At 74.6% G+C, this 26,766-nt stretch carries 21 protein-coding genes and 1 pseudogene; 3 read left to right on the top strand and 19 right to left on the bottom strand.

Annotated elements, in window-relative coordinates:
• Positions 1 to 219: 219 nt before the first annotated feature.
• From FB457_RS05110 to pyrR, 14 genes are all read right to left on the bottom strand, one after another.
• A complete protein-coding gene (locus FB457_RS05110; protein ID WP_145780976.1) occupies positions 220 to 2,352 on the bottom strand; it encodes a primosomal protein N' in 2,133 nt (710 codons plus the stop codon).
• A 192-nt stretch (positions 2,353 to 2,544) separates the two neighbouring features.
• On the bottom strand, positions 2,545 to 3,756 hold the full coding sequence (gene metK, locus FB457_RS05105; protein WP_018836703.1) for a methionine adenosyltransferase: 1,212 nt from the start codon (positions 3,754 to 3,756) through the stop codon (positions 2,545 to 2,547).
• 218 nt (positions 3,757 to 3,974) lie between these two features.
• On the bottom strand, positions 3,975 to 5,204 hold the full coding sequence (gene coaBC / locus FB457_RS05100) for a bifunctional phosphopantothenoylcysteine decarboxylase/phosphopantothenate--cysteine ligase CoaBC (protein WP_145780975.1): 1,230 nt from the start codon (positions 5,202 to 5,204) through the stop codon (positions 3,975 to 3,977).
• Positions 5,205 to 5,294: 90 nt separating this feature from the next.
• Complete coding sequence (gene rpoZ / locus FB457_RS05095) at positions 5,295 to 5,567, bottom strand: DNA-directed RNA polymerase subunit omega (protein ID WP_018836705.1); 273 nt, start codon at positions 5,565 to 5,567, stop codon at positions 5,295 to 5,297.
• Between the two features lie 31 nt (positions 5,568 to 5,598).
• Positions 5,599 to 6,192: a guanylate kinase gene (gene gmk / locus FB457_RS05090; RefSeq protein ID WP_047014690.1), complete on the bottom strand. Its 594-nt coding sequence runs from the start codon at positions 6,190 to 6,192 to the stop codon at positions 5,599 to 5,601.
• Positions 6,193 to 6,230: 38 nt separating this feature from the next.
• Positions 6,231 to 6,554 (bottom strand): integration host factor, encoded by a 324-nt coding sequence (locus FB457_RS05085; RefSeq protein WP_018836707.1) that lies wholly within the window; start codon positions 6,552 to 6,554, stop codon positions 6,231 to 6,233.
• A 207-nt stretch (positions 6,555 to 6,761) separates the two neighbouring features.
• On the bottom strand, positions 6,762 to 7,613 hold the full coding sequence (gene pyrF, locus FB457_RS05080) for an orotidine-5'-phosphate decarboxylase (protein WP_145780973.1): 852 nt from the start codon (positions 7,611 to 7,613) through the stop codon (positions 6,762 to 6,764).
• Entirely contained in the window at positions 7,610 to 8,779 is a 1,170-nt protein-coding gene (locus FB457_RS05075) for a quinone-dependent dihydroorotate dehydrogenase (protein ID WP_047014692.1), read from the bottom strand. The genes pyrF and FB457_RS05075 overlap by 4 nt, the downstream gene beginning before the upstream one ends.
• Before the next feature lie 85 nt (positions 8,780 to 8,864).
• Positions 8,865 to 12,185 carry a carbamoyl-phosphate synthase large subunit gene (gene carB, locus FB457_RS05070; protein ID WP_047014693.1) on the bottom strand — a complete coding sequence of 1,107 codons (3,321 nt, stop codon included), beginning with the start codon at positions 12,183 to 12,185 and terminating at the stop codon, positions 8,865 to 8,867.
• The gene (gene carA, locus FB457_RS05065; RefSeq protein ID WP_047014694.1) at positions 12,178 to 13,347 is read right to left on the bottom strand and encodes a glutamine-hydrolyzing carbamoyl-phosphate synthase small subunit; all 1,170 of its coding nucleotides are present in this window, start codon (positions 13,345 to 13,347) and stop codon (positions 12,178 to 12,180) included. Before carA ends, carB begins: the two co-directional genes overlap by 8 nt.
• Positions 13,344 to 13,949, bottom strand: a complete 606-nt coding sequence (locus FB457_RS05060; RefSeq protein WP_047014695.1) for a PH-like domain-containing protein — start codon at positions 13,947 to 13,949, stop codon at positions 13,344 to 13,346. Before FB457_RS05060 ends, carA begins: the two co-directional genes overlap by 4 nt.
• The gene (locus FB457_RS05055; RefSeq protein ID WP_047014696.1) at positions 13,946 to 15,241 is read right to left on the bottom strand and encodes a dihydroorotase; all 1,296 of its coding nucleotides are present in this window, start codon (positions 15,239 to 15,241) and stop codon (positions 13,946 to 13,948) included. The genes FB457_RS05060 and FB457_RS05055 overlap by 4 nt, the downstream gene beginning before the upstream one ends.
• On the bottom strand, positions 15,238 to 16,245 hold the full coding sequence (locus FB457_RS05050) for an aspartate carbamoyltransferase catalytic subunit (protein ID WP_047014697.1): 1,008 nt from the start codon (positions 16,243 to 16,245) through the stop codon (positions 15,238 to 15,240). Before FB457_RS05050 ends, FB457_RS05055 begins: the two co-directional genes overlap by 4 nt.
• A gap of 93 nt (positions 16,246 to 16,338) precedes the next feature.
• Positions 16,339 to 16,899: a bifunctional pyr operon transcriptional regulator/uracil phosphoribosyltransferase PyrR gene (gene pyrR / locus FB457_RS05045; RefSeq protein WP_047014698.1), complete on the bottom strand. Its 561-nt coding sequence runs from the start codon at positions 16,897 to 16,899 to the stop codon at positions 16,339 to 16,341.
• Between the two features lie 227 nt (positions 16,900 to 17,126).
• On the opposite strand from pyrR, the gene bldD reads away from it, so the two are divergent.
• Positions 17,127 to 17,630: a transcriptional regulator BldD gene (bldD, locus tag FB457_RS05040; protein ID WP_018836716.1), complete on the top strand. Its 504-nt coding sequence runs from the start codon at positions 17,127 to 17,129 to the stop codon at positions 17,628 to 17,630.
• Between the two features lie 519 nt (positions 17,631 to 18,149).
• On the opposite strand, the pseudogene nusB reads toward bldD, so the two are convergent.
• The 5 genes and pseudogenes from nusB to FB457_RS05010 form a co-directional block, all read right to left on the bottom strand.
• Positions 18,150 to 18,575: pseudogene (gene nusB / locus FB457_RS35875) on the bottom strand (transcription antitermination factor NusB); the annotation flags it as partial.
• A gap of 1 nt (position 18,576) precedes the next feature.
• Positions 18,577 to 19,143, bottom strand: a complete 567-nt coding sequence (gene efp, locus FB457_RS05025; protein WP_047014700.1) for an elongation factor P — start codon at positions 19,141 to 19,143, stop codon at positions 18,577 to 18,579.
• 65 nt (positions 19,144 to 19,208) lie between these two features.
• Positions 19,209 to 20,315, bottom strand: a complete 1,107-nt coding sequence (locus FB457_RS05020) for an aminopeptidase P family protein (protein WP_047014701.1) — start codon at positions 20,313 to 20,315, stop codon at positions 19,209 to 19,211.
• A 131-nt stretch (positions 20,316 to 20,446) separates the two neighbouring features.
• Positions 20,447 to 21,184: an AAA family ATPase gene (locus FB457_RS05015; protein ID WP_078898136.1), complete on the bottom strand. Its 738-nt coding sequence runs from the start codon at positions 21,182 to 21,184 to the stop codon at positions 20,447 to 20,449.
• 145 nt (positions 21,185 to 21,329) lie between these two features.
• Positions 21,330 to 21,545: a hypothetical protein gene (locus tag FB457_RS05010; protein ID WP_253911146.1), complete on the bottom strand. Its 216-nt coding sequence runs from the start codon at positions 21,543 to 21,545 to the stop codon at positions 21,330 to 21,332.
• A 192-nt stretch (positions 21,546 to 21,737) separates the two neighbouring features.
• Here FB457_RS05010 and FB457_RS05005 point away from each other — a divergent pair, with 192 nt between their 5' ends.
• Both FB457_RS05005 and FB457_RS05000 read left to right on the top strand, forming a co-directional pair.
• The gene (locus FB457_RS05005; RefSeq protein ID WP_145780969.1) at positions 21,738 to 24,335 is read left to right on the top strand and encodes a protein kinase domain-containing protein; all 2,598 of its coding nucleotides are present in this window, start codon (positions 21,738 to 21,740) and stop codon (positions 24,333 to 24,335) included.
• On the top strand, positions 24,332 to 26,731 hold the full coding sequence (locus FB457_RS05000) for a protein kinase domain-containing protein (RefSeq protein ID WP_145780967.1): 2,400 nt from the start codon (positions 24,332 to 24,334) through the stop codon (positions 26,729 to 26,731). The genes FB457_RS05005 and FB457_RS05000 overlap by 4 nt, the downstream gene beginning before the upstream one ends.
• Positions 26,732 to 26,766: the final 35 nt, after the last annotated feature.

The following is a 26,766-nucleotide window of genomic DNA, read 5'->3' as shown; positions in this document are numbered from 1 at the left end:
CGAGGGCCGGCCCGCACTCGTGCATCCCGTCGAGTGCCGCCCCGCCCTCCCGGAGTCCGGCACGACGCCGACAGCGCGCACTCCTGACCCGCGCGGCGCCGCGGGCCCACCCGTGGCGACGGCGGGCGTCCCGTACCCTCCTGCGCCTCTGCGGCTCGTACCGCGCACGTACGGCTTCCCGGCACCCCTCCCGGACCCCGCCGCCCCCGCAGGGAGCGGCTAGCCGATGTCCGGGGGGTCGATGCGGATGCGCAGGGGCGGGCCCGTACGGCGGGCCATGCGGGACGCCTGCGCCGCCTTCAGGGCCGCCGCCAGGGCGGCGCCGTGGCCCGGCGGGACCCGCAGCAGCACCCGCTCCCACGACTCCCCGGGCGCCGGGCCACCGCCCGGCGCACCCCGCCTGCCCGGCGACTCCGGCACCGGCACCGGGCCAAGCACCTCCGTCGACGCCGGCAGCCCCGCGTCGCCGACGAACGCCGTGACCGCCTCCCCCGGTCCCCAGACCGCCGCCATCCGGGACACCGGCGGGAAGCCCAGCTCCGCGCGCTCCGCCAGCTCGGTGCCGGCGAAGCCCGCCGGGTCCCAGCGCACCAGGGCCTGCACCGGACGCTGCGCCGGGTCCGCGACGACCGCCGCGACCCCGCCCTCGGCGGAGCCGCGGACCAGCGCCGCGGCGGTCAGCCAGCGCCGCAGCGCCTCCTCCCCGGCCCGCAGGTCCGGGCGGTTCAGCAGCGCCCAGCCGTCGAGGAGCAGCGCCGCCGCGTACCCCCCCTCCGCAACGGGCTCCGCGCCCGGCGTGCTGACGACCAGCGCCGGGGCGTCCGGCACCCGCGCCAGCACATGGTCGCGCCCCGACGTGCGCACCGGCACCGACGGGAACGCCCGCCCCAGCTCCTCCGCCGTCCGCCGGGCGCCGACGACCTGCGCGCGCAGCCGCGTGCCGCCGCACTCGGGGCACCGCCAGGCGTGCTCCCGGGTCGCGCACCAGCCGCACACCAGCGCCTCCCCGCGGCCCTCGCCGACCAGCGGCCCCGCGCAGCGGGCGCAGCGCGCGGGCGCGCGGCAGCGGGCGCAGGCCAGCCGGGGCGCGTACCCGCGGCGCGGCACCTGCACCAGCACGGGACCGGCCCGCAGCCCCTCCCGCGCGACCTGCCACGCGAGCGTCGGCAGCCGGGCTGCGCGGGCCGCCGCGTCGCGGGCCTGCTCGCTGTCGCCGACCGTGCGGACGAGCGGCGCCGCGGCCCGTACCGTCTCACGTGCGGCGGCGACGGGCTGGGCCCAGCCGCTCTCCACGTAGCGGGCGGCCTCGACGCTGCACGCGTGACCGCCGACGAGGAGCCCGGTGTGCTCGCGGGCCGCGCGCAGGGCCAGGATCTCGCGGGCGTGCGGCTGCGGGGCGCGGTCGTCGGCATGCGAGGTGTCGGCGTCGTCCCAGATGGCGGCGAGCCCGAGGTCCCGTACGGGCGCGAAGGCGGCGGCCCGGGTGCCGACGACGCCGCGGACGGCGCCGCGGTTCACCGCGAGCCAGCGGCGGTAGCGGGCCTCGGGCCCGGCGTCGGCGGTGAGCAGCACGTGCCGGCCGCGCCCGACGAGGGCGGTCAGCGCCTCGTCGACGCGGACGGCGGCGCGGGCGTCGGGCAGCACCGCGAGGGCGCCGCGGCCGGCGGCGAGGGCGGCGGCGAGCGCGCGGGCCAGCTCGTCGGGCCAGTCGGGTCCCGGCAGCGCCGTCCACACCGCCCGCGGGGCGCCGCCGCCGGCCAGTGCGGCGAGGAGCCCGGGCCCGTTGGCGTAGCGCGCCCAGCTCCCGGCGTCCGGGGCGGGGGGCGGCGGGAGCGGGTCCGGCGAGGGCTTCTTCTCGGCACGGGCCATCCGCGGCGGCAGCGCGAGCTGGACGACGTCGGCGAGGGCGCCGGCGTACCGGTCGGCGACGGCCTGGCACAGGTCCAGGAGCTGCGCCCCCAGGACGGGCTCGGGCGAGAGGACCTGGGCAAGGGGGGCGAGGGTGCCGGGGAAGTCGCTGTCGGCGCGGCGCTCGACCACGTACCCGTTGATCAGCCCGCCGCCCTCGCGGCGCCCCTCGCGCTCGCCGGCGCCGAAGCGGACGCGGACGCGCACGCCGGGGCGCGCCTCGGCGTCCATCGCGGCGGGTACGGCGTAGTCGAAGAGGCGGTCGAGGTGGAGCAGGCCCTTGTCGACCAGGACGCGGGCGACGGGCAGTTCCTCGGCCAGCGCGGCGCCGCGCCAGGTGCGCGGGCGGGCGCGGGGGCCCTTGGCCTTGCGCACGGTCTCCCGGATGAGGGCGAGCTGCTCCACGCCCTCGGGTGCCGCCTCCCGGCCGTCGTCGCTGCTCACCCTTCCGTCCTACCAGACGCGGCGGACACCCCGCCGGACGGCCGGAGGCCCCGGACCGCGGTCCGGGGCCCCGGGATCGTCCGGCGGATCACCTACGGGCCCGCGGTGCGGCGCGGGACCTCAGTCGTCGCGCCGTCCGCGTACCGCGGCCCGGTGTGCGGACCGCGCTCCGCGGGGAAGCGGGATGGGCGCTCAGATGCCGGCGGCCTTGCGCAGCGCGTCGACGCGGTCGGTCCGCTCCCAGGTGAAGTCGGCCAGCGGGCGGCCGAAGTGGCCGTACGCGGCGGTCTGGGAGTAGATCGGGCGCAGCAGGTCCAGGTCGCGGATGAGCGCCGCCGGGCGGAGGTCGAAGACCTCGGAGATCGCGTTCTCGATCTTCTCGACGTCGACCGTCGCGGTGCCGAAGGTCTCGACGAAGAGCCCGACCGGCTCGGCCTTGCCGATCGCGTACGCCACCTGCACCTCGCAGCGCGAGGCCAGTCCTGCGGCCACGACGTTCTTGGCGACCCAGCGCATGGCGTACGCGGCGGAGCGGTCGACCTTGGACGGGTCCTTGCCGGAGAAGGCGCCGCCGCCGTGGCGGGCCATGCCGCCGTAGGTGTCGATGATGATCTTGCGCCCGGTGAGCCCGGCGTCGCCCATCGGGCCGCCGATCTCGAACCGGCCGGTGGGGTTCACCAGCAGGCGGTAGCCCTCGGTGTCCAGCTTGATGCCGTCGTCGAGGAGCGCCTTCAGCTCCGGCTCCACGACGAACTCGCGGATGTCGGGCGTCAGCAGCGAGTCCAGGTCGATGTCGGAGGCGTGCTGCGAGGAGACGACGACGGTGTCGAGCCGGGCCGCCTTGTCGCCGTTGTACTCGATGGTGACCTGCGTCTTGCCGTCGGGGCGCAGGTAGGGGATGGTCCCGTTCTTGCGGACCTCGCTGAGCCGGGCGGAGAGCCGGTGCGCCAGGTGGATGGGCAGTGGCATCAGCTCGGGCGTCTCGTCGCAGGCGTAGCCGAACATCAGGCCCTGGTCGCCGGCGCCCTGGAGGTCGAGGTCGTCGCCGCCGGATCCCTCGACCCGGCTCTCGTACGCGGTGTCCACACCCTGGGCGATGTCCGGCGACTGGGCGCCGATGGACACGGAGACACCGCAGGAGGCGCCGTCGAAACCCTTCTTCGACGAGTCGTACCCGATCTCCAGGATCTTGTTCCGCACGAGGGTCGCGATGTCGGCGTAACCGGAGGTGGTCACCTCGCCGGCCACGTGCACCTGGCCGGTGGTGATCAGCGTCTCGACCGCGACGCGCGAGTGCGGGTCGTCCTTGAGCAGAGCGTCGAGGATGGCGTCGCTGATCTGGTCAGCGATCTTGTCGGGGTGGCCCTCGGTAACGGACTCCGAGGTGAAAAGGCGGCGGGACACATCGCTCCCCACGGTTGCAGCGGCTGCTGGCTGATCGGTTGCGGAACCCGGGCACGGCACTTCCGGGACGGGCCCGCGGGCCATTTTATCCGGGAGTCTCGCTCGGGGGACAACCCGTCTCGGTCCCTGGATGCCCGTTGACCTGGGGAACAGCAGGTTCCCGCAGGAGTTCCCCCGGCAAGCAGCAATAATCTGCCGGAGTGTCGGTCGGGGGCGGCTCAGCCGAACCGTTCCGCGACGAGGTCCCACACCACGTCGGCCAGCGCTTCCTTGGGGCCGAACGGCACGGGCACCTCGTGCCCGTCGGCGGTGAGCACCACGGCCTCGTTGCCGTCGGAGCCGAACGCCTTGGTCTCCCCCACCTCGTTGACGACGAGCAGGTCGCAGCCCTTGCGGGCGAGCTTGGCGCGGCCGTTGGCGAGCACGTCGTCGGTCTCGGCGGCGAAGCCGACGACGACCTGCCCGGGGCGCGGCCTGGCGGCGGAGATCCCGGCGAGGATGTCGGGGTTGCGGGTGAGGGTGATCGGGTCAGGCTCGCGGTCGTCCTTCTTCTTGATCTTGCCGGTGGCGTACGTGACCGGGCGGAAGTCGGCGACGGCCGCGGCCATGACGACGGCGTCGGCGTCGGCCGCGGCCTTCACCACGGCCTCCTGGAGTTCCACGGTGGTGCCCACGCGCACGATGTCGGCGCCCGCGGGATCGGGCAGCGCGGTGTTCGCGGCCAGCAGCGTGACGCGGGCGCCGCGGGCCACGGCGGTACGGGCCAGGGCGTAGCCCTGGCGGCCGGACGAGCGGTTGCCCAGGAAGCGCACGGGGTCCAGCGGCTCGCGGGTGCCGCCGGCGCTGACGACGACGTGCCGCCCGGCGAGGTCGGGGGCCAGGCCCCCGGCGCCGCGGGCGAGCGCGCGGCGGCAGACCTCGAAGATCTCCGCCGGCTCCGGAAGCCGGCCCTTGCCGGTGTCGGCGCCGGTGAGCCGGCCGACGGCGGGCTCGATGACGACGGCGCCGCGGGCGCGCAGCGTGGCCACGTTGGCCCGGGTGGCGGGGTGCTCCCACATCTCGGTGTGCATGGCGGGCGCGAAGACGACCGGACAGGAGGCGGTGAGCAGGGTGTTCGTCAGCAGGTCGTCGGCCAGGCCGTGAGCGGCCTTGGCGAGCACGTCGGCGGTGGCGGGGGCGACGACGACGAGGTCGGCCCGGCGGCCGATCCGCACGTGCGGGACCTCGTGCACGTCCGTCCAGGTCTGGGTGGCGGCGGGGCGGCCGGAGAGCGCCGCCCAGGTGGCCTCGCCGACGAAGTGCAGCGCGGCGGCCGTGGGCACAGCCCGTACCGCGTGGCCCGACTCGGTGAGGAGCCGCAGCAGCTCGCACGCCTTGTACGCCGCGATGCCGCCGCTGACGCCCAGCACCACCTCGGCCGGTGCCGCTTCGTTCGCCGCTTCCGCCATGCTCCGCTCCCCGCCGCTCGTCGTCTCCACCCCCCATGACACACCACGGGCCCGGCAGCCGCGCTGCCGGGCCCGGTGGATGAGGGATGCCTACTGCGCGGGGCCCTCGGTGGCCTCGGAGGTCAGCAGACCCGCGTTGATCTCGCGGAGCGCGATGGACAGCGGCTTCTCGTGCACGTGGGTGTCCACCAGCGGGCCGACGTACTCCAGCAGGCCCTCGCCGAGCTGGGAGTAGTACGCATTGATCTGCCGCGCGCGCTTCGCCGCGTAGATCACGAGGCTGTACTTGGAGTCGGTCGCCTCAAGCAGCTCGTCGATCGGCGGGTTGATGATGCCCTCGGGCGCGGTGATGGGAGAGGACAACCTATCCAGCCTTCCAGTGGAACTTCACGAATCAAACCTGCATCAAGGCTAGCAGCTCGGCGGAGACGTCCTCGACGGAGGTGTTGACAAGGGTCGTGTCGAACTCCTCCTCGGCCGCCAGCTCGGTCCGCGCCGCGGCCAGCCGGCGCTCGATGACCTCCGGCGGCTCCGTGCCGCGCCCGGTGAGCCGGCGGACCAGCTCGTCCCAGCTCGGCGGGGCGAGGAAGACCAGCATCGCGTCGGGCATGCTCTCCCGGACCAGCCGCGCCCCCTGGAGGTCGATCTCCAGCAGCACGGGCTCGCCGGCGTCCAGCCGCTCCAGCACGGGCCCGCGCGGGGTCCCGTACCGGTTGCCGGAGAACTCCGCCCACTCCAGCAGCTCGCCGTTGGCGACGAGCTTGTCGAACTCGTCGTCGCTGACGAAGAAGTACTGGACGCCGTGCCGCTCGCCGGGGCGGGGTCTGCGGGTCGTCGCGGAGACCGAGAGCCACACCTCGGGATGGACCTTGCGCAGATGCGCGACGACCGTGCTCTTGCCGACCCCCGAGGGGCCGGAGAGCACGGTCAGCCGCGGACGATCTGCCGGCGGGACGGGGGCCGCCCCCCGGGAGAAGGCTGTACTCATGCAGCGATTATCCCGGTTTCCGGAAGTGCCTCGGAACGTCAGGAACCGGTGCTGCCGAACTCGCGCTCCAGCGAGGCGATCTGGTTGGAGCCCAGACCGCGCACCCGACGGCTCTCGGAGATGCCGAGACGCTCCATGATCTGCTTGGCGCGCACCTTGCCCACGCCGGGCATGGACTCAAGCAGGGCGGAGACCTTCATCTTGCCGATGACGTCGTTCTCCTGGCCCTGCTTGATGACGTCGTGCAGGGAAGCGCCGGAGTGCTTCAGCCGATTCTTGACCTCGGCGCGCTCCCGGCGAGCCGCTGCGGCCTTCTCGAGCGCGGCTGCGCGCTGTTCAGGGGTAAGGGGCGGAAGAGCCACGCCTACGTCACCTCGGATGTCGAACTAATCGGATATGGAACGGTGTGGAACCTAGTGGCCCCGCACCTGCGGAGCAACGAGCAACGCGCTGGCGCCCGCGCTCTGATGACGGAGACTAGCGGCCGAGAACGCGCCAGTCAGCGAGAACAGACGAAAAGTCCTGGTCAGACTCAAGTTCCGCGGCAAGTTCTGGGTATATGACCCGGTTTATGAGTATACGTTCCGTACGTCATCGGCCAATTGTTCGGCCGCCGTCCGCAGCCTCCGGATATCCGGTCCGTGCGCCAGCACCGACCGGCTTGCGCTGGGCAGGACTTGGGGCAGCGCGGCCCCGAAGACCCGCGGAAGGTCGGCGGGCGCGGCTCCCTGGGCGCCGATCCCGGGGGCCAGCAGCGGGCCGTTGACGGCCAGGTCGGCGCCGGCTTCTGCGAGGGTGGCGCCGACGACGGCGCCGACAGAACCGAGCGGCTCGGCACCGCGGTTCTCGGCGGCGATGTGGTCCAGCATCGTCTGCGCGACGGTTCGTGCGCCGTGCGCGCCGTGCACGGCGGCGCGCTGCACCTCGGCGCCCTCCGGGTTGGAGGTGAGCGTGACGACGAAGAGGCCGGCGCCCGCGGCGTGGGCGGCGTCCAGCGCGGGGCGCAGCGACTCGTACCCCAGATAGGGGGTGACGGTCAGCGCGTCGGAGCGCAGGGGGGCGTCCTCGCCGAGGTACGCGGCGGCGTAGCCGCCCATCGTCGAGCCGATGTCGCCGCGCTTGGCGTCCATGAGGACCAGCGCCCCGGCCGCCCGCGCCGCCGCGACCGCCCTCTCCAGCACGGCGACGCCGCGGGAGCCGAAGCGCTCGAAGAACGCGGACTGCGGCTTGAGCACGGCGACGCGGTCGGCCAGCGCCTCGACGGCGGTCATCGCGAACCACTCCAGACCCGCTGGGTCGTCCGGCAGCTCCCAGCGGGCCAGCAGGGCGGCGTGCGGGTCGATGCCGACGCACATCGGGCCGCGGGCGGCCGTCGCCCGGTGCAGCCGGCGGCCGAAGGGCTCGGCGGGCTCGGGGCTCATGCGGTCGCCTTCCTGGCGTCGGCGCCGACGGCGTCGGCGAGGGTGGCGTACGGGGACGCGGCCAGCAGCTCCGCCAGGCCGCGGTGGATCCTGCGGGGCCACAGCGGGCCCTCGTAGACGAAGGCGCTGTAGCCCTGGACGAGGGTGGCGCCGGCGAGGATCCGTTCCCAGGCGTGCTCGGCGGTCTCGATGCCGCCGGCGCCGACGAGCACGATCCCGTGCTCGCCGGGCGCGCCCACGCGCGCGTAGAGGCGGCGCAGCACCTCCAGGGAGCGGCGCCGCAGCGGCGCCCCCGACAGGCCGCCGGCGCCGATGGACTCGACCCGGGAGCGCGCGGTGACAAGCCCTTCGCGGGCGATGGTGGTGTTGGTGGCGATGATGCCGTCGAGGCCCAGTTCCACGGACAGGTCGGCGACCGCGTCGACGTCCTCGTCCGCGAGGTCGGGGGCGATCTTGACCAGCAGCGGTACGCGTCCCGGGGTGCCCGGCGCGGCGGCCCTGGCGGTGCCGCCCGCGACGCGGTCGGCGGCGGCGCGGACCGCTTCGAGCAGCGGGCGCAGGTGGTCGACGGCCTGGAGGTCGCGCAGTCCCGGGGTGTTCGGCGAGGAGACGTTGACGACGAGGTAGTCGGCGTGTCCCGCGAGCCGTTCCGCGGAGGTGACGTAGTCGGCGACGGCACCCGATTCGGGGACGGCCTTGGTCTTGCCGATGTTGACGCCGACGACGGCGTGGGGCCGGTACGGGGTGCGCTGCCCGTACCGGCGGCGGGCCAGCCGGGCGGCGACGGCGGCGGAGCCGTCGTTGTTGAAGCCCATCCGGTTGACCAGGGCCCGGTCCGGGATCAGCCGGAAGAGCCGGGTCGGCTCGTTGCCCGGCTGGGCACGCGCGGTGACGGTGCCGACCTCGACGAAGTCGAAGCCGAGCATGGTCAGTCCGTCGATGCCGACGGCGTTCTTGTCGAAGCCCGCGGCGAGCCCGAAGGGGCCGGGGAAGTCGATGCCGAGCGCGTGGACGCGGAGTTCGGGGTGGCGGGGGGCCGCGGTGACGCGGACCGCGCTGCGCACGCCGGGTGCGGCGGCGGCGGCGCGGATGGCCGCGAACGCCAGGCGGTGGGCCCGCTCGGAGTCCAGCCGGGAGAGGACGCTGTGGAAGAGCAAGGGATACATGAGGGACCTTCGGCTGCTTCGGGTGCCGTGCCCCCGCCGGCCGGTGGCGGACCGGCGGGGGCACGGGACGACTCGGGGGCGGCGGCTAGCGGGCGCGGGCCTCGGTGAGGTGCCCGGCGTGCTCCTGCAGGGAGCGCACCCCCACCTCCCCGCGGGTCAGCGCCTCGATGCCCTGGACGGCGGCGGCCAGCGCCTGGACGGTCGTCAGGCACGGCACGCCGCGGGCGACGGCGGCGGTACGGATGTCGTACCCGTCGAGCCTGCCGCCGGTGCCGTACGGCGTGTTGACGATGAGGTCGACGGCACCGTCGTGGATCAACTGCACGATCGTGCGCTCGCCGTCGGGCCCCGGGCCCTGCGAGTGCTTGCGTACGACGGTCGCGGCGATGCCGTTGCGCCTGAGCACCTCCGCGGTGCCGGAGGTGGCCAGCAGCTCGAAGCCGTGCTGGACCAGCTCGCGGGCCGGGAAGACCATCGAGCGCTTGTCCCGGTTGGCGACCGAGACGAACGCGCGGCCCCGGGTGGGCAGCGCGCCGTAGGCGGCGGCCTGCGACTTGGCGTACGCCGTGCCGAAGACGCTGTCGATGCCCATGACCTCGCCGGTGGAGCGCATCTCCGGGCCGAGCACGGTGTCGACGCCGCGGCCGCGGATGTCGCGGAAGCGGGTCCACGGCAGCACGGCCTCCTTCACCGAGATCGGCGCGTCCAGCGGCAGCGTGCCGCCGTCGCCGGTGGCCGGGAGCATGCCCTCCGCGCGCAGCTCGGCGACGGTGGCGCCGAGGGAGATGCGGGCGGCGGCCTTGGCCAGCGGGACGGCGGTGGCCTTGGAGGTGAAGGGGACGGTGCGCGAGGCGCGCGGGTTGGCCTCCAGGACGTAGAGGATGTCCCCGGCCAGCGCGAACTGGATGTTGATCAGCCCGCGGACGCCGACGCCGCGCGCGATGGCCTCGGTGGAGGCGCGCAGCCGCTTGATGTCGTGCCCGCCGAGGGTGATGGGGGGCAGCGCGCAGGCGGAGTCGCCGGAGTGGATGCCGGCTTCCTCGATGTGCTCCATGACGCCGCCGAGGTACAGCTCGTGGCCGTCGTAGAGCGCGTCGACGTCGATCTCGATGGTGTCGTCGAGGAACCGGTCGACGAGGACGGGGTGTTCGGAGATGAGCCCGGCGTGCCGCTCCAGGTACGCGGCCAGCGACGGCTCGTCGTAGACGATCTCCATGCCGCGCCCGCCGAGCACGTACGACGGCCGCACCATGACCGGGTAGCCGATTCCGGCGGCGATCTTCTTGGCCTCGGCGAAGGAGAACGCGGTGCCGTACTTGGGCGCCGGCAGCCCCGCCTCGGCGAGCACGCGGCCGAACACGCCGCGATCCTCGGCGGCGTGGATCGCCTCCGGCGACGTGCCCACGACGGGCACGCCGTTGTCCTTCAGCGCCTGCGCCAGCCCCAGCGGGGTCTGCCCGCCCAGCTGCACGAGGACGCCGGCGACCGGGCCCGCCTGGGTCTCGGCGTGCACGACCTCCAGCACGTCCTCGAGCGTCAGCGGCTCGAAGTACAGCCGGTCGGAGGTGTCGTAGTCGGTGGAGACGGTCTCCGGGTTGCAGTTGACCATGACGGTCTCGTAGCCCGCCTCGCCGAGGGCGAAGGAGGCGTGGACGCAGGAGTAGTCGAACTCGATGCCCTGGCCGATGCGGTTGGGCCCGGAGCCGAGGATGATCACCGCGGGCCGCTCGCGCGGGGCGACCTCGGTCTCCTCGTCGTACGAGGAGTAGAGGTAGGGGGTACGGGCCGCGAACTCGGCGGCGCAGGTGTCGACGGTCTTGTACACCGGGCGTACGCCCAGCGCGTGCCGCACCTCGCGCACCACGTCCTCGCGCAGCCCCCGGACGCCGGCGATCTGAGCATCGGAGAAGCCGTGGCGCTTGGCGTACGCGAGGAGGTCCGGGCCGAGGTGGTCCGCGGCGGCCAGCTCGTCGGCGACCTCCTTGATGAGGAAGAACTGGTCGACGAACCACGGGTCGATCCGCGTCGCCTCGTGCACCTCCGCCTCGGTGGCGCCGGCCCGGATGGCGGCCATCACGGTGTTCAGCCGGCCGTCCGTGGGCACGGCGGCCTTCTCCAGCAGCGCGGCCTTCTCCCCGGGTCCCGGCGGCGGGCCGGCGAAGTCGAAGGGGGCGTCCTTCTTCTCGACCGAGCGCAGCGCCTTGTTCAGCGCCTCGGTGAAGTTGCGGCCGATGGCCATGGCCTCGCCGACGGACTTCATCGTGGTGGTGAGCGTCGCGTCGGCGGCGGGGAACTTCTCGAAGGCGAAGCGGGGCACCTTCACCACCACGTAGTCGAGCGTGGGCTCGAAGGACGCGGGGGTCTCGCGGGTGATGTCGTTGGGGATCTCGTCCAGGGTGTAGCCCACGGCCAGCTTCGCGGCGATCTTGGCGATCGGGAAGCCGGTGGCCTTGGAGGCGAGCGCCGAGGAGCGGGAGACGCGCGGGTTCATCTCGATGACGACGACCCGGCCGTCCGCCGGGTCGACCGCGAACTGGATGTTGCAGCCGCCGGTGTCGACGCCGACCTCGCGGATGACGGCGATGCCGATGTCGCGCAGGATCTGGTACTCACGGTCGGTGAGCGTCATCGACGGCGCGACGGTCACGGAGTCGCCGGTGTGCACGCCCATGGGGTCGAGGTTCTCGATGGAGCAGACGACCACGACGTTGTCGTGCTTGTCGCGCATCAGCTCCAGCTCGTACTCCTTCCACCCGAGGATGGACTCCTCCAGCAGCACCTCGGTCGTCGGCGAGAGCGCGAGCCCCTGGCCTGCGATACGGCGCAGTTCCTCCTCGTCGTGGGCGAAGCCGGAGCCGGCGCCGCCCATGGTGAAGGAGGGACGGACGACCACGGGGTAGCCACCGAGCCCGTCGACGCCCGCCAGCACCTCGTCCATCGTGTGGCAGATCACCGAGCGCGCGGACTCGCCGTGCCCGGTCTTGCGCCGGACCTCGGCGACGACCTCCTTGAACTGGTCGCGGTCCTCGCCCTTCTGGATGGCCTCGACGTTGGCGCCGATCAGCTCCACGCCGTACTTCTCCAGCACCCCGGAATCGTGCAGCGAGACCGCGGTGTTGAGCGCGGTCTGCCCGCCGAGGGTGGGCAGCAGGGCGTCGGGACGCTCGCGGGCGATGATCTTCTCGACGAACTCGGGGGTGATCGGCTCGACGTAGGTGGCGTCGGCGATCTCCGGGTCGGTCATGATCGTCGCCGGGTTGGAGTTGACCAGGATGACGCGCAGGCCCTCGGCCCTGAGCACGCGGCACGCCTGGGTGCCGGAGTAGTCGAACTCGGCGGCCTGGCCGATGACGATCGGGCCCGAGCCGATGACCAGGACGGACCGGATATCGGTGCGCTTAGGCACGCTGGGCTCCCTGTGCTGGCGGTGCTGTCTGGGCCGGCTGAGCGGCCATGAGCTGGACGAAGCGGTCGAAGAGGTACGCGGCGTCGTGCGGCCCGGCGGCCGCCTCGGGGTGGTACTGGACGGAGAACGCCGGCCGGTCCAGCAGCCGCAGGCCCTCGACCACCCGGTCGTTGAGGCACACGTGGCTCACCTCGGCGCGCCCGTACGGGGTCTCGGTGATCTCGTCCAGGGGGGCGTCCACGGCGAAGCCGTGGTTGTGCGCGGTGACCTCGACCCGGCCCGTGGTGCGGTCCTGGACGGGCTGGTTGATGCCGCGGTGGCCGTACTTCAGCTTGTACGTGCCGAAGCCCAGGGCGCGGCCGAGGAGCTGGTTGCCGAAACAGATGCCGAACAGCGGCGTGCCGCGCTCCAGCACCGCGCGGACCACGGTGAGGTCGGCGGCGGCCGGGTCGCCGGGGCCGTTGGAGAGGAACACGCCGTCGGGCCCGGTCGCGTAGACCTCCTCGACCGTGGCGGTGGCCGGCAGCACGTGCACCTCGATGCCGCGCTCGGCCATGCGCCGGGGCGTCATGCCCTTGATGCCGAGGTCGAGGGCGGCGACGGTGAAGCGCTTCGCGCCGATCGGGGGGACGACGTACGGCTCGTCGGTGGCGACCTCGGGCGCGAGGTCCGCGCCCTTCATCTGCTCCTGCACCCGCACCCTGGCGAGCATCGCGTCGGGGTCCGCGATCCGGTCGCCGGAGAAGATCCCGACGCGCATGGCGCCGCGCTCGCGCAGGTGCCGGGTGATCGCCCGGGTGTCGACGCCGGAGATCCCGACGACGCCCTGGCGGCGCAGCTCCTCGTCGAGGGAGCGGGTGGCCCGCCAGCTGGAGGGGACGCGGGCGGGGTCGCGCACGACGTAGCCGGAGACCCAGATGCGGGCGGACTCGGCGTCCTCGTCGTTGACGCCGGTGTTGCCGACGTGCGGGGCGGTCATGACGACGACCTGGCGGTGGTACGAGGGGTCGGTCAGGGTCTCCTGGTAGCCGGTCATGCCGGTGGAGAACACGGCTTCGCCGAAGGTCTCCCCCGTCGCTCCGTAGGCGCGGCCGCGGAAGCTGCGGCCGTCTTCGAGGACGAGTACGGCGGGGCTGTCCTGGCCGCGGTGGGCTGCGGTCATCGTGTGCCTTCCGTGGTGGTGCTGTCTGCGGTGCTCGCGGCGGCGTCGGCGGGAGCGTTCTCGGTCGTCCGGGCGCCGAGCGCCGCCACCCAGGCGGCGTGCTCGGCGGCGTGGTCTGAGCGGAACCCGGAGTCGTACTCCGCGCCGCCGTGGGCCCAGGTGACCACCAGCAGGCCGCCCTCGGTGAGGACCTTGCCCGCGATGGCCTTGTCGAGCCGGGCGCCGCGCAGGTGCGCGGCGGGGACGAAGAAGTCTGCGGCCCCCGGGCGTACGACCGCCAGGCCCTGCTCGGTGAGGGTCAGCTCGACGCGGCTGCGTACGCCCAGGCCGTGGGCGACGATGCGGTCGAGCCACTGCCCGGCGGCGGTCGTGCCGTGGTAGCGGCCGGTGAGCTCCAGCCGTACCTCCCCCGTCTCCTCGGGGATCGCGGGCAGGTCCGGAATGCCGGACTGGAGCTGGCCGCGCCACTTCCAGCCCTCGCGCATCAGCCAGTAGACGAGCGCGATGAAGAGGATCAGGCCGACGACCCAGCCGATGCGCGCCGCCCAGTCGGTCACCGGCTGCGACCGCGGCTCCTCGGCGAGGAGGGTGGCGAGCCTCATACGGGCTCACCTCCGGCGAGGGTGGCCCGGCCGCGCAGGAAGGTGTGCGTGACCCGGCCGGGCAGCTCGCGGCCCGCGTACGGGGTGTTGCGGCTGCGGGAGACGAAGCTGTGCGGATCCACCCGGCCACGGTAGGCCGGATCGAGCAGGGTGAGGTTGGCGGGCTCGCCGGGGGCGACGGGGCGGCCGTGGCCGTCGAGGCGGCCGATGGCGGCGGGGCGGAAGGACATCCGGTCGGCGACGCCCGGCCAGTCGAGCAGCCCGGTGTCGACCATCGTCTGCTGCACGACGGACAACGCCGTCTCCAGGCCGACCATGCCCATGGCGGCGGCGGCCCACTCGCAGTCCTTGTCCTCCTGCGGGTGGGGGGCGTGGTCGGTGGCGACGCAGTCGATGGTGCCGTCGGCCAGCGCCTCGCGCAGGGCGCGTACGTCGGTCTCGGTGCGCAGCGGCGGGTTGACCTTGTAGACGGGGTCGTAGGAGCGGACCAGCTCGTCGGTGAGGAGCAGGTGGTGCGGCGTGACCTCGGCGGTGACCCGCCAGCCCTTGGACTTCGCCCAGCGCACGATCTCCACCGAGCCGGCGGTGGACAGGTGGCAGACGTGCACGCGGGAGTCGACGTGGGCGGCGAGCAGCACGTCCCGGGCGATGACCGACTCCTCGGCCGCGGCGGGCCAGCCGCCGAGGCCCAGCTCGGCGGAGACGACGCCCTCGTTCATCTGGGCGCCCTCGGTCAGCCGCGGCTCCTGCGCATGCTGCGCGACGACGCCGTCGAACGCCTTCACGTACTCCAGCGCCCTGCGCATGATCACGGCGTCGTCCACGCACTTGCCGTCGTCGGAGAAGACCACGACGCCGGCCGCGGACTCGTGCATGGCGCCCAGCTCGGCGAGCTGCTTGCCCTCCAGGCCCACGGTGACGGCGCCGACCGGCTGCACGTCGCAGTAGCCGGACTCGCGGCCGAGCCGCCAGACCTGCTCCACGACGCCCGCGGTGTCGGCGACGGGGAAGGTGTTGGCCATCGCGTGGACGGCGGTGAAGCCGCCCTTCGCGGCGGCGCGGGTGCCGGTCAGGACGGTCTCGGAGTCCTCGCGGCCGGGCTCGCGCAGGTGGGTGTGGAGGTCGACCAGGCCGGGCAGCAGGATCCGCCCGGCGGCCTCGACCACCTCGGCGCCGCCGGCCGGCAGCGCCACGCCGGGCCCGGCGACCTCGGCGACGGTCTCGCCGTCGATCAGGACGTCCCGGGCCTCGCCGCCGAGGATCTTCGCGCCGCGGATCAGGGTCTTGCTCATCGGTCGGTCTCCTCGGTGCGTGCGGTGGTCGGGGCGGGGGTGGCGGCCGGGGCTGCCGCGGGGGCCTCGCCCGGTGCGCCGCCGAGCAGCAGGTAGAGCACGGCCATGCGGATGGAGACGCCGTTGGCGACCTGCTCGACGGCGGTGCAGCGGGGCGAGTCGGCGACTTCGGCGGTGATCTCCATACCGCGGTTCATCGGGCCCGGGTGCATGACGAGGGCGTGCTCGGGCATGCGCGCCATCCGGTCGCCGTCGAGGCCGTAGCGGCGGGCGTACTCCCGCTCGGTGGGGAAGAACGCGGCGTTCATCCGCTCCCGCTGCACCCGCAGCATCATCACGCCGTCGGACTTCGGCAGCACGGCGTCCAGGTCGTACGAGACCTCGCACGGCCAGCTCTCCACGCCGACCGGCACCAGCGTGGGCGGCGCGACCAGGGTGACCTCGGCGCCGAGGGTGTGCAGCAGCAGCACGTTCGAGCGGGCGACCCGGCTGTGCAGGATGTCGCCGACGACCGTGATCCGGCGGCCGTCGAGCCCGCCGCCGGTGCCGGGCGCCAGGTGGCGGCGCATGGTGAAGGCGTCGAGGAGGGCCTGCGTGGGGTGCTCGTGGGTGCCGTCGCCCGCGTTGACGACGGAGCCGTTGATCCAGCCGGAGGTGGCCAGCCGGTGCGGGGCGCCGGAGTCGTGGTGGCGGATGACGACGGCGTCGGCGCCCATGGCCTCCAGGGTCAGGGCGGTGTCCTTCAGGGACTCGCCCTTGGAGACCGACGAGCCCTTGGCGGAGAAGTTGATGACGTCGGCGGAGAGCCGCTTGGCGGCGGCTTCGAAGGAGATGCGGGTGCGGGTGGAGTCCTCGTAGAAGAGGTTGACCACGGTGCGGCCGCGCAGGGTGGGCAGCTTCTTGATGGGCCGGTCCGCGATCCGGGCCAGCTCCTCGGCGGTGTCGAGGATCAGCACGGCGTCGTCGCGGGACAGGTCGGCGGCCGAGATGAGATGGCGCTTCACTGGGATGCTCCGGGGTGTCGTGGGTACGGCGGGTCGCGCGCCGCGGCTCACGGGGGTGTACGCCCCCGGCGGCCGGCGGCCGGGGCAGGCGTCCTACTTGGAGCCGAGCAGCACGGCGTCGCGGCCGTCTTCCTCGGTGAGCTGGACGCGGACCGTCTCCCGCAGCGACGTGGGGAGGTTCTTGCCGACGTAGTCGGCGCGGATGGGCAGCTCGCGGTGGCCGCGGTCGACGAGGACGGCGAGCTGTACCGCCCGCGGCCTGCCGATGTCGTTCAGCGCGTCGAGCGCGGCGCGGATCGTGCGTCCGGAGAAGAGCACGTCGTCCACGAGCACCACCAGCCGGCCGTCGATCCCCTCCGCGGGGATGTCGGTGCGGGCGAGCGCGCGGGGCGGGCCCATGCGCAGATCGTCGCGGTACATCGTGATGTCGAGCGAGCCGACGCCCGACTGGCCGAACTTGCTGCCGGTGATCTCTTCGAGCTTCGCGGCGAGCCGGTGGCCGAGCCACACGCCGCGGGTCGGGATGCCCAGGAGCACCACGTCGTGGGCGCCTTTGGTGCGCTCCACGATCTCGTGCGCGATGCGGGTCAGCACCCGCTGGATGTCCGGCGCCTCCAGCACGGGCCGCGCCGGTTCAGGGCTGTGCGTGTCCATACGAAAAGGACCCCCTTCCCCGCCTCACAGGACGGGCGTTAAAGGACGTCAGGTCCCCTCTACCGTAACAGCGCGGCCGGACACCACCGCCGCCGGGGCTCCGCCGCTCCACCGCCGCGCGCGCACCACCCCGATGGGTGGCGACCGGATGAATCTTCCGCTTGACGAAGCCAAGTTACGCTGCGTAACCTCACAGTGAGTTACCAGACTGTCGTCCGGGGAGCCATATGTCCAGCGAATACGCCAAACAGCTCGGGGCCAAGCTCCGGGGCATCCGTACCCAGCAGGGCCTCTCACTGCACGGCGTGGAGGAGAAGTCCCAGGGGCGCTGGAAGGCCGTCGTCGTCGGGTCGTACGAGCGCGGGGACCGTGCGGTCACCGTGCAGCGCCTGGCGGAGCTGGCGGACTTCTACGGGGTGCCGGTGCAGGAGCTTCTCCCGGGTTCGGCGCCCGGCGGGGCCGCGGAGCCGCCGCCGAAGCTCGTGCTGGACCTGGAGCGCCTGGCCCAGATCCCCGCGGAGAAGGCGGGCCCGCTGCAGCGCTATGCGGCGACGATCCAGAGCCAGCGCGGGGACTACAACGGCAAGGTCCTCTCCATCCGCCAGGACGACCTGCGCACGCTCGCCGTGATCTACGACCAGTCCCCCTCGGTGCTGACCGAGCAGCTCATCGGCTGGGGTGTCCTGGACGCCGACGCCCGCCGCGCCGTCGTGGTGCACGAAGACGCCTGACTCTCGCCTCACCTGCAGAAACGTGCCGCCGTCGGCGGACCGGGCCCGGACGGGCCCGGTCCGCCGACGGGAGCCACGCCGTGAGCCGGCCCCGGGGGCCGGGGGACGCGCCCGGGGGGGGGGGCCGGGAGACCCCCCAGGGGGGCGGCCCCGCGCAGCGGGCCCGCCCCCCCCCCGTCCTAACCGGCGCGCCGGGGGGGGCCGGGGCCCGGGCGGGCCGGGGCCCCCCCACGGCGGCAGTCCGCGTAGGAGGCGCGCGGGGCGCTAGCCGGCGTCGGACCGTGCGCCGTCCGGCACGTCCTCCGCCGGGGGGGCTCCGGGCACCTGCTCCGCCGCGGCGCCACCGGAGTCCCCGGTGGCCGCGGCGTCGCCGCTCTCGTCCCGCGCCGCGCTCCGGCTCCCGTCGGCTGCCGTGTCACGGCCCGGGTCCGCACCGGCATCCCGGGGCGCCGACGCGCCGACCGCGTCCGCTCCCGGCTCCGGGACCGCCTCCGCTGCCGCCGCCGGGCCCTCGTCCGTGTCCCTGCGCAGCCGCGGCTTCAGCTCCTGGAGCCGGCCCAGGAGGCCGTTGACGAAGCCCGGGGAGTCGTCCGTGGAGAACTCCTTGGTGAGCTGCACCGCCTCGTCGATCGCCACCGCGTCGGGCGTCTCGTCCTCCCAGATCAGCTCGTACGCCCCCAGACGCAGGATGCTGCGGTCCACCACCGGCATCCGGTCCAGGGTCCAGCCGACCGAGTACGAGCTCAGCAGCTCGTCGATCCGGGCGGCGTGTTCCGCGTAGCCCTCGACCAGCCGCCGGGTGAAGTCGCCGACCGGCGGCTGCCGGGGATCGGTCCGCCCCAGCCGGATCCAGTCCTCCAGCACCTGCCCCGCGGGCGCGCCGCGCTGGTCGGACTCGAAGATGATCTGGAACGCGCGCTTGCGCGCCGTGTTCCGTGCGGCCACGTCAGCCGCTCACGCGGCCGAGGTACTCGCCGGAGCGGGTGTCGACCTTGATCTTCTCGCCCGTGGTGATGAAGAGCGGGACCTGGATGGAGAACCCGGTTTCCAGCTCGGCCGGCTTGGTGCCGCCGGTGGAGCGGTCGCCCTGCACGCCCGGGTCGGTCTGCGCGATGGTCAGCTCGACGGCCGCGGGCAGCTCGACGTAGAGCGGCGTGCCCTCGTGCAGCGCCACGGTGGTGTCGAAGCCCTCCAGCAGGTAGTTGGCGGTGTCCCCGACGGTCTTGGGGTCGATGTGGACCTGGTCGTACGTCTCCATGTCCATGAAGACGAAGTACTCGCCGTCCTTGTACGAGAACTGCATGTCCCTGCGGTCGACGTTGGCCGTCTCGACCTTCACTCCGGCGTTGAACGTCTTGTCGACGGTCTTGCCGGAGAGCACGTTCTTCAGCTTCGTACGGACGAAGGCAGGGCCTTTGCCGGGCTTCACGTGCTGGAACTCGACGACGGACCAGAGCTGGTCGCCGTCGAGCTTGAGCACCAAGCCGTTCTTGAGGTCGTTCGTGGTGGCCACGTCGCGAAATCTCCTGGACTGCGTGGACGACGAAGGAGGCCCGGTTCGCCCGGGACCCGGCCGGGTCAGAGCGCGAGCAGTTCCTTCGTCGTGATGGTGAGTAGCTCGGGACCGCCGTCCGCCGGCGAGCGGACGACGAGCGTGTCGTCGATCCGGACCCCGCCCCGGCCGGGGAGATGGACTCCCGGCTCGACGGTGACCGGCACACGAGCGTCCAGTTTACCCATCGCCCCCGGGGCCAGCCGCGGGTCCTCGTCGATTTCGAGTCCCACCCCGTGGCCGGTGAAGGGACCGACGCCGTCGCCGTGTCCGGCCGCGGTGAGCACCTGGCGCGCCGCCCGGTCCACCTCGCGGTACTCCGCGCCGGGCGTCAGCGCCTCCCGGCCGGCCCGCTGCGCGGCGAAGACCAGGTCGTACAGCTCGATCTGCCAGTCGTCGGGGGCGGTGCCGACGACGAAGGTGCGGCCGATCTCGCAGCGGTAGCCGCGGTAGCGCGCGCCCAGGCAGACGGTGAGGAAGTCGCCCTCCTCCACCCGCCGGTCGGTCGGCACGTGCCCGGCGCGGCCGGCGTGCGGCCCGGTGCCGACGGCGGTGGGGAACGCCGGCCCCTCGGCGCCGTGGTCGACCAGCCGCCGCTCCAGCTCCAGCGCCAGGTGCCGTTCCGTACGGCCGACGAGGATGGACTCCAGCAGCTCGCCCAGCGCCTGGTCGCCGATCTCGGCGGCGATCCGCAGGCAGGCGATCTCCTCGTCGTCCTTGACGAGGCGCTGCTGCTCCACGGCGCGGGAGAGGTCCATCAGCGCGAGGCGGGGCGCGACGGAGGCCAGGGCACGGTGCCGGGCCACGGTCAGGTGGTGCTCCTCGACGGCCAGCATGGTGGCCCCGCTCGCGGCCGCGAGCCCGGTGGCCGCGACGGCGGCGTCCCCTTCGGGGCCGCCGAGGGCGTGGATCCGCAGGTCGTCGGGGTGCGGAGCGCCGGCCGGGTCCAGTGCGGGGTCGCCGGGGCGTACGAGGATGTCCTCGCCGGCGCCGAGCAGCAGGACGGCCCCCGGCGGGGCGCAGCCGGTGAGGTAGGTGATGTTCGCCGGCCGGGAGACGAGCACGGCGTCGCCGCCGGCCGCCTCGCAGTGGGAGCGCAGCCGGGTACGGCGGGCAGCGTGTACCTCGGGCATGATCCGAGCCTAGGGCGGCCCGGGGTCCCGGGCCGCCGGAGCGCGTCCGTACGGGCACGGGGCCCGGCTCGGCACGGCACGCCGTCGGTACGGAGTCCGGCCCCGGCGGGCCTCGCACGGCGTGCCCCGGGTTACCAGGCCGGCGGGCTCGCCAGGCTGCGCCCGACGACGTCGTCGAGCATCCGTACGGTCGCGGGCACGTCGTGGTGGGAGTTGTCGATGATCGGCAGGCCGGACCCGTACCAGCCGGCCATCCGGCCGTGGATGCGGGCCACCTCCTCGTCCGCGAGCCGCCGGTTGCCGGTGCGCGCGGCGTTGCGGGCGAGGACGGACTCCAGTCCCGGCAGCAGCACCACGGGCAGCAGCCCGGGGCCGACGTGCCGCTTCCAGCCGCCGAGGCCGACCACGGGGCGGTCGGGGAAGACGGCGTCGTCGAGGATGCAGGAGATGCCGTTGGCCAGGTAGTTGCGGGCGGCGAAGCCGCAGGTGCGGCGGGCGAGACGGTACTGCGCCTCGGAGTGGTCGGTCCAGCCGGCCTGCGGGTCGGCGAAGCCGGCGCGCACCCACTCGCGTACGTCGTCGAGGCTGATGTGGGCGGTCGGCGCCCTGCGGGTGTCCGCCCAGTAGCGCGCGACGGTGGTCTTGCCGGCCCCGGCCGGGCCGATGAGGAGCACCGCCACCGTCGGTGGCGGTGCACCGTGCGGCATGGGTGCGGGCGGCGGGCTGGGCAGGGCCACGGGGCCGCCGACCGGGAGCTTGATGTGGCCGGTCGTCTCCACCGCGTCATGCGGCCCGGCCGCCGGCGGCGGCGGACCGGCAGGGCCAGGTCTGCCCTGGGGCGGCTGCGGAACCCCCACTGCGTGCTGCATCCCGTGCACCCTCTGCTCTGTGACCGTCACGTACCGACGCCCGGCTGGTCATGGCCGTACCGCGGTCCGGGGCTGCCTTAGCCCCGCACGGTACCCGCACGACCCGCCATGGTGGGAACGATCCTGCCAGGAGCCCCGTGCCGGCCTAGTCCCAGGTGTGGTTTCCGCCGAGCAGGAGGAAGTGCTCCAGCACGTCCTCCATCGGGTCGTCGATCTGCCCCGTGCGGAGGAGGGCGAAGCTCGACCCGTTCGAGACGCTGCCGCCGTTGTAGTGCTCGTCGGCGGCGGCGACTCCTCCCTGCAGTCCCACGCCCGCCGGCGCCGCGACCATCGCGACCGCCACCCGTGCCCATACGCGCATACGCGTTTCTCCTCGTCGTCGGTGTTGCCGAGTGCTTCTGACGGAGACTCGGCGGTCCCGCCTTCCTATCCGCGGGAGGGGCGGCGAGGTTACGCCTTCGTATCGAGGAGAAGATCCGGAACTCCAATGGCGGTACGGGGCGTCTCTGTCATCCGAGCGGCGGGAGACGAAGGACCGGCGAAGGAGCGGCGGATGAGTGGTCGGCAGGAGGCGGACGGCGGGGCGCGGTTCGGCCCGTACCGCGTGGTCGGATCGCTCGGCCGCGGCGCCATGGGCCGGGTGTTCCTCGCCCGCGACGCCGCCGGCCGGGCGGCGGCCGTCAAGGTCGTGCATTCCTTCCTCGCCCGCGACCCCGAGTTCCGCGTCCGGTTCGCCCGGGAGGTGGCGGCGGCGGGGGCGGTGACGAGCCCCTGCACGGCGGCGCTGCTGGCCGCGGATCCGGACGCCGAACGTCCCTGGCTGGCCTCCGCGTACGTCGAGGGGCCGACGCTCGCCGCGCTGCTGAGGGCGCACGGGCCGCTGGACGAGGGGCGGTTGAGAGGGCTGGCCGCCGCGCTGGCGGCGGCACTGGCGGCGATCCACGCGGCGGGGATCGTGCACCGGGACCTGAAGCCGTCGAACGTGATCGTGGGCGCCGGCGGGCCGTGCGTCATCGACTTCGGGGTGGCCCGCGCTGCCGACGCGACGCGGCTGACGGGAACCGGCGTGCTGATGGGCACCGCCGGGTACGCGGCGCCGGAACACCTGACCGAGGGCGTCTCGACGCCGGCCTGCGACGTGTTCGCGCTGGGCGCGGTGCTGGCGACGGCGGCGACGGGGCGGCGGCCGTTCGGCGACGGCCCCGCGCACGCGGTGGCGTACCGGACGGTGCACGGGGAGCCGGACCTCGCGGGAGTGCCGGAGGGGCTGCGGGAGTTGGTCGCGGGCTGCCTGGCCAAGGACCCGGGCGGGCGGCCCGGGGTCGCGGCGGTCGCGGAGGCGGCCGGTCCCGCGGGCGGGGTGTCGTGGGCGTTCGCGGCGGAGGCGGTACGGGACCGGGGGGCCGGGCCCGTACGGGAGGAAGGCGCATCCGGCCCCGGCGGGGCGGGGACCCCGCAGGACGCGGGCGGCGAGGGCGGCGCGCCCGACGTGCGCGACGAGCCGCCCGCCGATCTCCCCCGCGACCGGCCCGTGCCGCGGAACGGCGCAGGCCCCGCGGGGGTCTTCGGGCCGCCGCCCGACCTCGGTCCCGTACCGCCGACGGCGGCCCCCGGGGCACGCGCCCTGCCGGGACCGCCCGTCACCGCCGACGCGCGCCGCTACGCCGGCGGCCCCCGGCGCCGCCGGGGCGTGCTCGCCGCCGCGGTCGCCGCCGTCGCGGTGCTCGCGGCCACCGCCGTCCTCGCCGCGTCCCTGCTCGGCGACGGCGGCGACGGGGGCGACCACGACGGGGACGGTGCACCGCCGGGCGCCGGAGGCCGCGGCCGCCCCGCGGCCTCCGGCTCGCCCGTCACCAACCCGGCGCAGCCCGGCGGCGACCGGGCCCTGCCCGAGCCCGCCAGCCTCGTCGAGGACGTCAGCCTCGCCGCCGGGGAGTGGTCCGTGACCTGGGACAACCGCCCGCCCGAGCCCTCGGCCGGGGAGGGCACCAACGAGATCACCCCCCTCGGCCTGCTCGGCGTCTGGCTCACCGACGACACCGTCGTCCAGGCCGACGAGCACGCCGTGCGCGGCTACGACCGCGCCGACGGCGACCTCCGGTGGACCGCCACGCCCCCGGCGAAAGGGCTGGTGCCGTGCGCCATGTCGCGGACCGTGAGCGACGGCCGGGGCGCTGTCGCGTACGGCACCTCCGCCGAGGCCGACGAGGGCTGCGACCGGCTCGCCGTCCTCGACACCGGCAGCGGCGCGACCGTCTGGCGCACCGGGCTGCGGCCCCCGGACGGCGACCGGGACCACGTAGTGAGCACGACGGTCGGGGTCGTGGGCGACCGGGTCGTCGTCCGCTCGTACTCCGGCCTCGTCGGCTACGCCCTCGGCGACGGCCGCCCGGTGTGGCTGCGCACCCCGAGGACCGGCGACGGGTGCGCGCTCGGCGGCGCCGCCGCGGGGCGGACGAGCGTCGCGATGATCTCCGTCTGCGAGCCCGCAGGCGACGACCGGCGGCGGGCCGACCAGTCGAGCGGGAGCCGGGTGCGCGTCGCGCAGCTCAACGCGGCGGACGGCACGGAGCGCTGGTCCACCGAGCTGGGGGCGGAAGTCACCGGCGGCAACATCGAGACGGTCGAGCCCGTCGCCGTACGGACCTACCTGGAGGACTCCGACGAGCAGCCGCTCCAGGTCTTCGCCCCGGACGGGACCGCGCACCGGCCGCTGACCGGGAAGCAGCCGTTCGGCGACGTCGTCACGAGCAACTTCGGCGAGACCCTCGCGCCCGAGATGGTCGGCTGGCGGAACACCCTGGTGACCCAGTACCACGCCGGTCCCGGGACGCGGCCGGAGTTCGGCATCGCGGCGTACGACGCGCGCACGGGCGAGTGGCGCTGGCACCGCACCCTGCCCGGCGACGCCCTCGGCGCGGTCTACGGCGTGGACGACGACGGGGTGCTCCTCGGCAGCTCGGAGAAGGTCTTCGGCAACATCCCGCTGATGCGGCTGGCCCTGGCGGACGGGGACGTCCGCACCGGCGGCACGCTCCCGCTGCAGATCCCCGACGTCGACGCCCTGCTGGCACGAGAGGACACCGTGATCATCTTCGACTCGCCGACTTCCACCGAGGGCATGGCGCTGCTGTCCGCGCCGGGCACATGAGTACGCCGCGGGGGGCGGAGCCGGACGGCCGGGCGGCCGGCGCGCGCGTCGGCCCGTACCGGCTGGTGCGGCTGCTCGGCGCGGGCGGCATGGGTGAGGTGCACCTCGCGCGGGCCGAGGACGGCAGGCACGTGGCGCTGAAGCTGGTGCACGAGGATCTGGCCGCCGACCCCGAGTTCCGGGCGCGCTTCCGCCAGGAGGTCGACGCCGCGCGCCGGGTGCTGAGCTTCTTCACCGTGCCGCTCGTCGCCGCCGGCCCCGACGACCCGGCGCCCTGGCTGGCCACGCAGTACGTCCCGGGCCCCTCGCTGGCGCAGGCGGTGGCGGCGGACGGGCCGCTGCCGCCGCGCCGGCTGTGCTCGCTGGCCGCCGCGCTCGGCGAGGCGCTCGTCGTGGTGCACGCCGCCGGGATCGTGCACCGCGACCTGAAGCCGTCGAACGTCCTGCTCGCCGACGACGGGCCGCGCGTCATCGACTTCGGTATCGCGCGGGCCGCCGACGCGACGGGCCTGACCGGTACGGGCATGGCCATCGGCACCCTCGGCTACGCCTCGCCGGAGCAGCTCGTCGACGACGGCCCCGTGGGCCCGGCCGGCGACGTGTACTCCCTCGGCGCGGTGCTGCTGTACGCCGCGACCGGGCGGCCGCCCTACGGCGACGCCCCCGCCGCGACGCTGGCGTACTGGACGGTGCACGGCACGCCGGACGTGACGGGGGTGCCGGCCGAGCTGGCCGACCTCGTACGGGCCTGCCTGGCGCGCGAGCCCGCGGACCGGCCGACGCCGACGGAGGTGATCGCGGCGGCCCGGGCGGCGGAGGCGCCGGATCCGGAGGCACCGGATCCCGGGTCGCCGCATCCCCCCACACCGCGGTCGCCCGCGGCCGGCGGCGCCCCGGCCCCCCCGGGCGGCGGCGCGACCACCTCGTACCCGCTGGCTCCGCCCCGCTCCCCCGCGCCGACGGCCGCGGCGGGCCGGGGCGATCTCCGGCGGCTGGCGGCCCGCCCCGTGGCACTCGCCGCCACGGCGGCGGTGACGACGGCCGCGCTGCTGGCCGGCGCCTTCCTCCTCCTCCCCGGCGACGACGGCGGGCCGGAGTCTGCCGGGATGGGCACGACCTCGCCCCGTACACCCGGGGACAAGGACGGTGACGGGGACAAGGGCAAGGGCGGCGGCCGTACCGCGGCGCCCGAGCCCTCCGGCCCCGCCGCCGACTCCCCCGCCGGCGTCACCGCAGCCGGTGACCGCGTCCGCGACTGGCGCGCCCCGGTCTCCGGCACCGAGAACCAGACGGCCCTGGTCGGGGGCTGGCTCACCGAACACGCCGCCGCCCGCACCGACTCCCGCGGCACCCTCGGACTCGACCCCGCCGACGGCAGCCGGCTGTGGTCCGTACCCCCGCCGAAGGGCTCGGCGGTGGCGTGCCGGACGTCCCAGGGCCGCACCGCCACGCACGACGGGATCGGCGCGGTCGTCTACGGCGACAGGGCCGACGGGCTCGACGACTGCGGCGTGGTCGGCGCCGTCGACACCGCCGCCGGCAAGCTGCTGTGGCAGCGGGAGACCGGCGGCTCCTCGACCCGCAGTCCGGCGGTCGGCATGTCCGGCGGGCGGCTGGTCATCGCCGCCGAGAAGGGGGTGCTCGGCCTCGATCCACGCACCGGGGACGAGCGCTGGCAGCGCACCGAGGGCATCGACGGCTGCCAGTTGTCCGACGCGCTGACCGGACCGCGCACGACGGTGCTGATGGAGACCTGCGGCCGGGCCACCAACCCCAACACGGTCGTCGAACTCGACTCCGCCACCGGCAAGGAGCGCTGGCGCTTCGAACTGCCGGACAACGCCATCGAGTCGTGGCCGCTGACCGCGGAACCGGTCTCGGTCCAGCTCGGGCGCGGCGGCGACGGCAGCAAGAACGCGCTGCTGGTCATCGACCGGACCGGCAAGTACCACCACGAGGTCCCGGTGCACACGCCGTTCGGCGAGCTGAACCTCAACGGCGCCGAGGACATCGCCCTCCCCTGGATCGGCGCGTACGGCGACAGCGTGGTCGTCGCCGCCGAGGCGCCGAGCGTGGTGGCGCCGGACCGGCTGGCGGCGATCGACGCGGCGACCGGCGAGATCCGCTGGCACAAGGGCCTGACCTTCGGCGCGCCGTCGATCCTGGCGATGGACGGTGAATCGGTCACCGTACGGGCCGAGTTCGGCACCGAGGACGAGGTGCACCTGGTGGAGTACGCGCTGGACGACGGGGAGGTCCTCGGCGACGGGACGCTGCCCGCCGCGTTCGAGGACCCGACGGACCGGCGGGTCGCCGCGGCGGGCGATCGCGTGGTGTCGTTCATCGGCCGGCGCGCGACCGGCGCGGAGGGCTACACCGTCCGGGACGGCGGCTGACGGCCCGTACCGTACGGGCCGTCAGGGCGCCCGCT

The organism is Streptomyces sp. CNZ287 (genome assembly GCF_007827615.1).
Note: the sequence above shows the minus strand (reverse complement) of the source record. Positions and strands in the feature narration are given on the sequence as shown.

Bases quoted from the DNA above. Each gene is read 5' to 3' on its own strand.
- FB457_RS05000 (WP_145780967.1), top strand. From the start codon at position 24,332: ATGAGTACGCCGCGGGGGGCGGAGCCGGACGGCCGGGCGGCCGGCGCG.
- bldD (WP_018836716.1), top strand. From the start codon at position 17,127: ATGTCCAGCGAATACGCCAAACAGCTCGGGGCCAAGCTCCGGGGCATC.
- FB457_RS05055 (WP_047014696.1), bottom strand. From the start codon at position 15,241: ATGAGCAAGACCCTGATCCGCGGCGCGAAGATCCTCGGCGGCGAGGCC.
- FB457_RS05075 (WP_047014692.1), bottom strand. From the start codon at position 8,779: ATGTATCCCTTGCTCTTCCACAGCGTCCTCTCCCGGCTGGACTCCGAG.
- FB457_RS05010 (WP_253911146.1), bottom strand. From the start codon at position 21,545: ATGCGCGTATGGGCACGGGTGGCGGTCGCGATGGTCGCGGCGCCGGCG.
- pyrR (WP_047014698.1), bottom strand. From the start codon at position 16,899: ATGGACACGCACAGCCCTGAACCGGCGCGGCCCGTGCTGGAGGCGCCG.
- FB457_RS05015 (WP_078898136.1), bottom strand. From the start codon at position 21,184: ATGCAGCACGCAGTGGGGGTTCCGCAGCCGCCCCAGGGCAGACCTGGC.
- FB457_RS05005 (WP_145780969.1), top strand. From the start codon at position 21,738: ATGAGTGGTCGGCAGGAGGCGGACGGCGGGGCGCGGTTCGGCCCGTAC.
- FB457_RS05020 (WP_047014701.1), bottom strand. From the start codon at position 20,315: ATGCCCGAGGTACACGCTGCCCGCCGTACCCGGCTGCGCTCCCACTGC.
- carA (WP_047014694.1), bottom strand. From the start codon at position 13,347: ATGACCGCAGCCCACCGCGGCCAGGACAGCCCCGCCGTACTCGTCCTC.
- pyrF (WP_145780973.1), bottom strand. From the start codon at position 7,613: ATGAGCCCCGAGCCCGCCGAGCCCTTCGGCCGCCGGCTGCACCGGGCG.
- FB457_RS05060 (WP_047014695.1), bottom strand. From the start codon at position 13,949: ATGAGGCTCGCCACCCTCCTCGCCGAGGAGCCGCGGTCGCAGCCGGTG.
- gmk (WP_047014690.1), bottom strand. From the start codon at position 6,192: ATGAGTACAGCCTTCTCCCGGGGGGCGGCCCCCGTCCCGCCGGCAGAT.
- coaBC (WP_145780975.1), bottom strand. From the start codon at position 5,204: ATGGCGGAAGCGGCGAACGAAGCGGCACCGGCCGAGGTGGTGCTGGGC.